This is a genomic window from Chitinophaga sp., from assembly GCF_036566945.1.
In the GTDB taxonomy this organism is placed as follows: domain Bacteria; phylum Bacteroidota; class Bacteroidia; order Chitinophagales; family Chitinophagaceae; genus Chitinophaga.
Genome location: NZ_DATCVJ010000440.1, coordinates 1 through 6,226, shown reverse-complemented (window position 1 = coordinate 6,226; position 6,226 = coordinate 1). Strand labels below are relative to the sequence as shown.

At 44.8% G+C, this 6,226-nt stretch carries 6 protein-coding genes; 4 read left to right on the top strand and 2 right to left on the bottom strand.

The window, feature by feature from the left end:
- Nucleotides 1-52: 52 nt before the first annotated feature.
- Entirely contained in the window at nucleotides 53-1,228 is a 1,176-nt protein-coding gene (locus VIP81_RS13395) for an AIR synthase related protein (RefSeq protein ID WP_331961272.1), read from the top strand.
- Nucleotides 1,229-1,402: 174 nt separating this feature from the next.
- On the opposite strand, the gene VIP81_RS13390 is transcribed toward VIP81_RS13395, so the two are convergent.
- The gene (locus tag VIP81_RS13390; protein ID WP_331961269.1) at nucleotides 1,403-3,082 is read right to left on the bottom strand and encodes a M56 family metallopeptidase; all 1,680 of its coding nucleotides are present in this window, start codon (nucleotides 3,080-3,082) and stop codon (nucleotides 1,403-1,405) included.
- A complete protein-coding gene (locus VIP81_RS13385) occupies nucleotides 3,079-3,450 on the bottom strand; it encodes a BlaI/MecI/CopY family transcriptional regulator (protein ID WP_133810139.1) in 372 nt (123 codons plus the stop codon). Before VIP81_RS13385 ends, VIP81_RS13390 begins: the two co-directional genes overlap by 4 nt.
- A gap of 171 nt (nucleotides 3,451-3,621) precedes the next feature.
- Between VIP81_RS13385 and VIP81_RS13380 the strand changes: the two genes are divergently transcribed.
- The 3 genes from VIP81_RS13380 to VIP81_RS13370 form a co-directional block, all read left to right on the top strand.
- A complete protein-coding gene (locus VIP81_RS13380; protein WP_331961264.1) occupies nucleotides 3,622-4,317 on the top strand; it encodes a cell division ATP-binding protein FtsE in 696 nt (231 codons plus the stop codon).
- 148 nt (nucleotides 4,318-4,465) lie between these two features.
- Nucleotides 4,466-4,738 (top strand): 30S ribosomal protein S15, encoded by a 273-nt coding sequence (rpsO, locus tag VIP81_RS13375; protein ID WP_106528148.1) that lies wholly within the window; start codon nucleotides 4,466-4,468, stop codon nucleotides 4,736-4,738.
- A 124-nt stretch (nucleotides 4,739-4,862) separates the two neighbouring features.
- A partial coding sequence (locus tag VIP81_RS13370) for a polyribonucleotide nucleotidyltransferase (protein ID WP_331961257.1) occupies nucleotides 4,863-6,226 on the top strand: 1,364 nt, incomplete at its 3' end.

Here is a 6,226-nt window from a genome sequence, read left to right as displayed (position 1 = left end):
AAGAGCATCTTTAGTTACTTTATTTTTTATTTACATATTTATTTATTTCCCGGTGGATAATAATATTTACGCCAAGCGCGGTGTTTCAGCAGGCAAGGAAGATGTGCATAATGCCATTAAAAACATTGATAAGGGCCTTTTCCCTAAAGCATTCTGCAAAATAGTACCCGATATTTTAGGGGGCGATGATGCATATTGTAATATTATGCACGCAGATGGTGCCGGCACCAAATCATCCCTGGCTTATATTTATTGGAAAGAAACCGGCGACCTCGGCGTATGGAGAGGCATCGCGCAGGATGCCATCATCATGAACATGGACGACCTGCTTTGTGTAGGCGCTACCGATAATATCCTGCTGTCTTCCACCATTGGCCGTAACAAACAGTTGTTACCCGGTGACGTAATAGCCGCCATCATCAATGGCACAGAAGAGATTCTCGCAGAACTGCGTAACCACGGTATCAGCATCTATTCTTCCGGTGGTGAAACTGCCGATGTAGGCGACCTGGTACGCACTATCATCGTGGATTCTACCGTTACCTGCCGCATGAAACGCGCCGATGTTATTTCCAATGACCGCATTCAGGCGGGTGATGTAGTAGTAGGGCTGGCTTCCTACGGGCAAGCTACCTACGAATCCGAGTACAATGGCGGTATGGGCAGCAATGGTCTGACCAGCGCCCGTCATGATGTATTCAACAAAGCAATGGCGGAAAAATATCCGGAAAGCTTTGATCCCAACATTCCTTACGAACTGGTATTCAGTGGTAAAAAATCACTGACAGATAAAATAGATATTGAAGGCTTCGGTGCCATAGATGCAGGTAAACTGGTATTATCTCCCACCCGTACCTACGCGCCGGTCATCAAAAAAGTATTGGAGCAATTCCGTCCGCAAATACATGGCATGGTGCATTGCAGCGGTGGCGCACAAACCAAGGTGCTGCATTTTATCGAAAAACTGCATGTCATCAAGGATAACCTGTTCCCCGTGCCGCCGTTGTTCAGCCTGATTCAGGAGCAATCCGGTACACCATGGAAAGAAATGTACCAGGTGTTTAACATGGGACACAGAATGGAATTGTATGTGCCGGCAGACATTGCAGCAGATATCATCGCCATTTCCAAAAGCTTTAACATCGATGCACAGATCATAGGTAGAGTGGAAGCGGCCGAAGAGAAGAAAGTGACAGTGGTGGCACCGGCGGGTACGTTTGTGTATTAAGCAGAAAATTATAAATGGAAGCAGTTCTTCTTAACGGGGAACTGCTTTTTTATTTGGTTTGCAGTGGAGGAAATAAAAAGCTGTTAGTATCTCACGGAAGGTGGCCCCACGGCCATAATCCATAAAAAAAGTCCCGGTAAAAAACCGGGACCTCTCCTGATTGTTTTATAAGTGTTATTGTTGTAAAGTAAATCGTATCGGCAAATTATACTGCACCGCTACAAACCGGCCATTTTGTTTACCAGGTTTCCATACCGGCATATTTTTTACCACCCGTATGCCTTCTTCTTCAAGGCCATTGCCTTTTATGGCGCCTACTGATTTGACATCCCGGATGGTGCCATCATTATTGATAATATATTGTATAAATACAGTGCCGCTGGTGTTTTTTTCCTGCGCCGCTCTTGGATAGCGGATGGATTTCGAAAGGTATTTGGCCAGTGCTTCTTCTCCACCGGGGAAAGTGGGTGGTTGTTCTACCTGTGTGAAAATTTCCTCTTTGGAAGGCGGCGTAGACATCACACCATCTGTGTCCAGTTCGAAGCGTATCGGCAGGTTAAACTGCACCGCTACACTTTTTCCGCTTTGTTTGCCAGGTGTCCATTTCGGCATGCTGCTCACTACGCGGATGGCTTCTTCTTCAAGGCCTCCGCCTTTTTTGGCGCCTACCGTTTTTGCTTGTTTAATGGAGCCGTCTTTATCTACAATAAACTGAACGAATACAGTACCGGAAATGTTATTTTCCTGGGCCACTCTTGGGTAGCGGGTGTAGCGCGACAGGTAGTGGGTCAGGGAATCTTCTCCACCTTTAAACACAGGTGGCTTTTCCACAAAAGTAAATACTTCGTTGGCGTCTGGCTTAATCACTTTCGGCTTCCTGGAGGTATCTCCGGGAGCAGCGCTGATAGCGGCTTCAGGTGGAGTAAAAGAAACGGTAGCTGTAGTGGCTGTGGTGGAAAGCGCCCGAATGGCGGAAGGGTGCTTATCCACTACGAAAGCCAGAGAACAAAAAATGAATGCTGCCAGCGGCAGTACCAGAATACGTCTGAGGTAACTGAACCTGGGTGTGTGGAATTGTGTGAGCATAAGGATTCTACGTTTTATAGGCGGATGAAAAAAATCGTTGGTAAAGCTGAATTGCTTGGTTTGAAAGGCCATCTGCAAAATGGTTTGGGCATAGCCAGCGACTTCTTCTCCGGCAGCTTTTTTGTCGGCCAGGAATTCGTGGACGAGGGCCAGCTCGCGTTTGATCAGGTGAAAGAATGGATTGATCCAGCAAACGGCAGTTACAATTTCCATGAATAATTTATCGGTGCTGTGTTGTTCCTGCAGGTGCACCAGTTCATGTTTGAGGATCTGCTGTCCTTCGGGACTATTCAGCGACGTGTGTTTATCCCAGAATATATAGGTAAAGAAAGAGAAGGGTGCTTTAATGTCTTCGTTTTTTACAAAACGGTAAGGTGGTACCTGTTGTACCTGGCTATTGCGGATCAGTTTTTTGATTTTAAGGAGGCTCACGAGAATGCGTGTCAGCAATAGGGCAATGACCAGCGTATATGCGAGGTTAATGATGGTGCCGGCGCTAATAGCATTGATCGCAGGACGGACCGGTATTACGGATTCCCGCAGCGTAATAATACGGCTGGTGTAGGAAAGCACGGTGGAAGGCTCGGGCGTTTGCCCTGGCAAAGGGATTTGCAGCAGGGGCGTGAGCAACGACACGATGGTAATCAGTACCAGGTAATAACGGTTCCATTGGTGAAAACGGTTATTACGCAACGCTATATAATAATATGCGTATAATACAGCAGAGCATACGATTACTTTGGCCAGGTAGGTGAGCAGCACTGTCATGGTTTAGGTTTTTGTGCGTCTTTAATTTTTTGTACCAGTTTTTCTAATTCAGAGATGCTTAATTCCTTTTCTTTCACAAAAAAAGAAACCATGTTACTAAAAGAACCATCGAAATATCCTTTCACAATATTGTTGACGGTTTTATGGCTATAGGCATCTTTGGTGACCAGGGCAAAATACTGATGGGATTTGCCGTAGGCTTTATAGTCTACAAAGCCTTTTTCTATCAGAATTTTGATGAGGGTAGATACGGTATTGTAATGTGGTTTGGGTTCCGGCATCACTTCTATCATATCTTTCACAAATGCAGGACCTGTTTCCCATAGTGCCTGCATGATCTGTTCTTCGGCTTTGGTAAGCTGTTTCATATGTTGGTTTTAATCAGTGATTCTAAGGTATAACTAATTATTTAGTTAAACAACTATTTTTTTAGTTTCAGGAAGATGAACACCGGATAGGATATTTGATATATTATCACAACGAGTTATTTTTTAATTAGTTATTTTTGTTCGCAACTGATCGTAAAAAATAGAAAGGACATGACGCCTGAACAACCTATCATACAATTAACTAACGCCAGTATATACCAGGGGCAATCCTTGATTTTATCTGATGTGAATATCACAGTGAATAAAGGAGAATTCGTTTATCTCATTGGGAAAACCGGTACTGGTAAATCCAGTCTGTTAAAGACTTTGTATGGTGATTTGCCTTTAAACGACGGGACGGGTCAGGTAGTTGGTTTTGACCTGAAGAAGATGGATTGGAAAAAAGTGCCGTATCTTCGCCGGAATCTGGGTGTGGTGTTCCAGGATTTTCAGTTATTGACAGACCGCAATGTGCATGATAATCTGAAATTTGCGTTGCGTGCTACCGGCTGGCAGGATCCAAAGGAGATGGAGAGCAAGATTTCGGACGTACTGGATAAAGTGGGATTGGGTACCAAGGGTTTTAAAATGCCTTATGAGCTTTCAGGTGGAGAGCAGCAGCGTGTAGATATTGCGCGCGCAATGTTGAATTCGCCTAAATTGATTCTGGCAGATGAGCCTACTGGTAACCTGGATCCGGAAACCTCCGATGGTATTATGCAGTTGTTATTCCGTATTTGCCGGGAGGGAACTGCCATCGTAATGGCCACACACGACTATATTGTATTACAAAAATTCCCGTCAAGAGTACTACGTACTGAAAACGGGCATGTAACAGATAATGCAGCAGTGAATTTTTCTTCTTAGGAGTTGTTGAGAAAGAAATATTTACAGATGTGCATTATCACTCATTTATTATTAATTTCCTGTTAATTGGTAATTCCTATTTTTTAAATTACCTTTGCACCGGAAAAATAGCGACAAAAAACATTATTATTACTTATTATTTTTAAAGATGTCTTACTTAACTGTTGAAAAGAAAGCCAATATTTTTAAGGAATTTGGTGGAAGCGAAAAAAATACAGGCTCTTCGGAAGCACAAATTGCACTGCTGACTGAGCGTATCAACAGCATTTCCGGTCACCTGAAACAAAACAAGAAGGATTTTTCTACCCACCGTGGTTTGATGAAGATGGTTGGCCAGAGAAAGCGTTTGCTTTCCTATTTATCTAAAACCAACCTCACAGGCTACCGTGCCCTCATCGAGAAGTTAGGTATCAGAAAATAACCATGACTTATTTATAGCGCTATTCCCAACTTTTTAGGTTGGGAATAGTTTTTTTGTATGTATACCTTTTGTTATTCCTTAGTGATCAAAAAAGGATAACTTTATATTTAATCCTCACTTTATTATGAATCTGACACCTATTTCAGTGAAGTTCGATATAGGAGACGGTCGTATGGTGACCATCGAAACCGGCAAGTTGGCCCGTCAGGCTGACGGTGCTGTTACGGTGCGTTTAGGGAATGCTATTTTGCTGGCCACTGTGGTAGCAAATAAAGAACCCAAACCAGGCCAGTCGTTCTTCCCCCTTACAGTTGACTACCAGGAAAAATTTGCGTCTGCCGGTCGTATACCGGGTTCCTTTTTCAAACGTGAAGGCCGGTTGTCTGATTCAGAGGTACTTATTTCCCGTCTGATTGACCGCGCTCTGCGTCCCCTGTTCCCCGATAACTACTTATGTGAAGTACAGGTATTAGTTTCCCTGATCTCTTCCGATCCTGAAGTAATGCCTGATGCACTGGCTTGTCTGGCTGCATCTGCTGCACTGGCCGTTTCCGACGTGCCTATCCAGGAAATCATTTCTGAAGCCCGTGTTGCCCGCATTGACGGTAAATACGTAATCAACCCTAACCGTACCGAGCTGGCTAAAGCTGATATGGACTTCATCATTGGTGCTACTGATAAGAACATCATGATGGTGGAAGGTGAAAGTAAAGAGTGCCAGGAAGAAGACCTGATCCTCGCTATTGAGGCAGCACACGCTGCTATCAAGGTGCAGGTGAAGGCACAGGAGCAACTGCGTGATCTGAAAGGTGTAACCGGTAAACGTGAATACACACAGCCTCACCAGAACGAAGAACTGAAAGCGAAAATAGCAGCTTTTGCTACTCAAAAAATATACACAGTGGCTAAGTCAGCTTCTGCCAAGCACGATCGCAGCGATGCGTTTGCGGCTATCGGCGTAGAACTGAAAGAGCACCTGGGCGAATTGCCGGAAGAAGATCAGCCGCTGGTAAAAGAATACCTGCATGATCTGGAAAAAGAAGTGATCCGTAACATGATCCTCGACGAATCTGTTCGTCTGGATGGTCGTGCACTGGATCAGGTTCGTCCGCTGGCAATGGAAACAGATATCCTGCCTTCCCCACACGGTTCTGCCCTGTTTACACGTGGTGAAACACAGTCCCTGACTACTGTTACGCTCGGTACACCGGAAGATGAACTGCTGGTAGAAAGCGCCGCTGTTTCCAACTACTCCAAATTCATTCTGGATTACAATTTCCCTCCATTCTCTACAGGTGAAGTGAAAATGATGCGCGGCCCTGGCCGTCGTGAAGTTGGACATGGTAACCTGGCTATGCGCTCCCTGAAGCAAATGATGCCAGGCAGTGACTACGCTTACACCGTGAGAGTAGTGTCTGATATCCTCGAATCTAACGGTTCTTCCTCCATGGCTACCGTATGTGCTGGTTCACTGGCATTGATGGACGC